Genomic DNA, 1999 nt, shown 5'->3' on the forward strand with positions numbered 1-1999 from the left:
CAAATCTTGTCTCTCGCTTCTCGCTTCTAATCTCTCGCTCCTAAATCAGGTCGCAAGTTAAATCAATTCCCCCCATTTCCGCAAATAATATTAGGGTCATTTGTTCATTTCATTTTAAATACGCTATCTTTGCAGTCCAAAATTTAAGATGGACGGGATCCATCAATTCACTAAATATCAATTTAATATGGCAGTAAAAATCAGATTATCGCGTAGAGGCAGAAAAAAAATGGCCATCTATGACGTTGTAGTAGCTGATGCTAGAGCTCCACGTGATGGACGCTTTATCGAGAAAATCGGGACTTATAACCCCAACACTGACCCTGCATCCATCAACATCAACAATGAGCGTGCTCTTAAATGGTTGTTGAACGGTGCGCAGCCGACTGATACAGTAAAGGCTATGCTTTCTTACAGAGGTATATTGTTGCAAAAACACCTTCAAATCGGTGTTTTGAAAGGCGCGATCACACAAGATCAGGCGGATGCAAAATTCGAAACCTGGAAATCTTCCAAAGAAACTGCCATCGGTGGTAAAGTGGACAGATTGACCAAAGAAAAAGAAGATGCAAAAACCAAGGCATTTGAGGCTGAAACAGCTAAAAACCAAGCCCGTCTTGACGCAATCAAGAAAAGAGAAGATGACGCCATCGCTGCTGCTACTCCAAAAGTAGAAGAAGCTCCGGCGGCTGAGGTTGAAGCACCTGAAGCATCTGCTGAAGGAGAAGAAACCCAAGCTTAATACCCCTTTACACCATGAACAAAGACAATTGTTTCCAATTGGGCTACGTGTCCAAAGTTCATGGGCTTCATGGTGAAGTTTTGGTTGTCTTGGATGTAGATTTTCCAGAGGATTACGAAGAACTGAAGCATGTCTTCATCGAGCAAAAAACCAGGTTGGTTCCTTTCTTTATTGAGCATTTTGTTTCCCAACCGAACAACAAGATGCTTGCGAAGTTTGAGGATTTTGACACGGTAGATGATGCAACCAAACTCGTGGGATCGGCATTATTCCTTCCGATGAGTGAGTTGCCTGAGCTTGGAGAAAACCAGTATTATTACCATGAATTGGTAGGATTTGAGGTGATCGATGATTCCCTCGGACTTATCGGAGAGGTTAAGGTCATTTATGACATGGAAACCCAGGATTTATTGGGCGTCGAACATAAAGGAAAAGAGGTTTTGATACCCATTCAAGACCAGATCATCCAGAAAGTCGACAAAGCAGCAAAGAAAGTTTTCTGCTCTCTGCCCACAGGATTGATTGACATATATTTGGAAGACTGATGCGCATTGACATCATTTCAGTTGTTCCCGGATTGTTGGAAGGGCCTTTTTCACATTCCATTCTCAAAAGAGCGGAAGAAAAAGGTTTGGCCACAGTAAGGATCCACAACTTGAGGGATTATGCCGGCGGCAAACAAAAGCAGGTCGATGACTATGCATTTGGAGGCGGTGCCGGGATGGTCATGATGATTGAACCCATCGCAAAGTGCATCGAAGCGCTCAAAAGCGAAAGGGAATATGATGAAGTCATTTACATGACGCCTGACGGAGAAAAATTTGACCAACAAATGGCCAATGAACTTTCTCTCAAGGAAAACTTCATCATCCTGTGCGGACACTATAAAGGTGTCGACGAAAGGGTCAGACTGAAATGGATAACCAAAGAAATCAGCATCGGCGATTATGTCCTCTCCGGAGGCGAATTGGCTGCTGCGGTAGTGACGGATGCCATCATCAGGTTGATTCCCGGAGTTCTCAATGACGAAAGTTCGGCATTGACAGATTCCTTCCAAGATGGGCTTTTGGCCCCGCCGGTATATACCAGACCCGCAGATTATGAGGGAATGAAAGTGCCGGAGATATTAATGTCAGGACATCAGGCCAAAATAGACACCTGGAGATTTGAAGCATCGGTTCGCCGGACAAAAGAAAGAAGACCAGACCTTCTCAAAGGAAAAGAAATCTGAGGCGATATAAGTAAGAAAGTAATATC

General features: G+C 43.8%; 3 protein-coding genes. All 3 read left to right on the top strand.

Going from position 1 to position 1999, the window contains the following annotated elements; genetic code table 11:
• Positions 1-187 precede the first annotated feature (187 nt).
• From ACZFYI_RS19695 to trmD, 3 genes are read left to right on the top strand one after another with little or no spacing between them, the layout of a single operon-like run.
• The gene (locus ACZFYI_RS19695; RefSeq protein ID WP_462525825.1) at positions 188-742 is read left to right on the top strand and encodes a 30S ribosomal protein S16; all 555 of its coding nucleotides are present in this window, start codon (positions 188-190) and stop codon (positions 740-742) included.
• 14 nt (positions 743-756) lie between these two features.
• Positions 757-1287 carry a ribosome maturation factor RimM gene (rimM, locus tag ACZFYI_RS19700; protein WP_462525826.1) on the top strand — a complete coding sequence of 177 codons (531 nt, stop codon included), beginning with the start codon at positions 757-759 and terminating at the stop codon, positions 1285-1287.
• Positions 1287-1973: a tRNA (guanosine(37)-N1)-methyltransferase TrmD gene (trmD, locus tag ACZFYI_RS19705; protein ID WP_462525827.1), complete on the top strand. Its 687-nt coding sequence runs from the start codon at positions 1287-1289 to the stop codon at positions 1971-1973. The genes rimM and trmD overlap by 1 nt, the downstream gene beginning before the upstream one ends.
• Positions 1974-1999 lie beyond the last annotated feature (26 nt).

Source organism: Aquiflexum sp. (genome assembly GCF_977115555.1).

Bases quoted from the DNA above. Each gene is read 5' to 3' on its own strand.
- ACZFYI_RS19695 (WP_462525825.1), top strand. From the start codon at position 188: ATGGCAGTAAAAATCAGATTATCGCGTAGAGGCAGAAAAAAAATGGCC.
- trmD (WP_462525827.1), top strand. From the start codon at position 1,287: ATGCGCATTGACATCATTTCAGTTGTTCCCGGATTGTTGGAAGGGCCT.
- rimM (WP_462525826.1), top strand. From the start codon at position 757: ATGAACAAAGACAATTGTTTCCAATTGGGCTACGTGTCCAAAGTTCAT.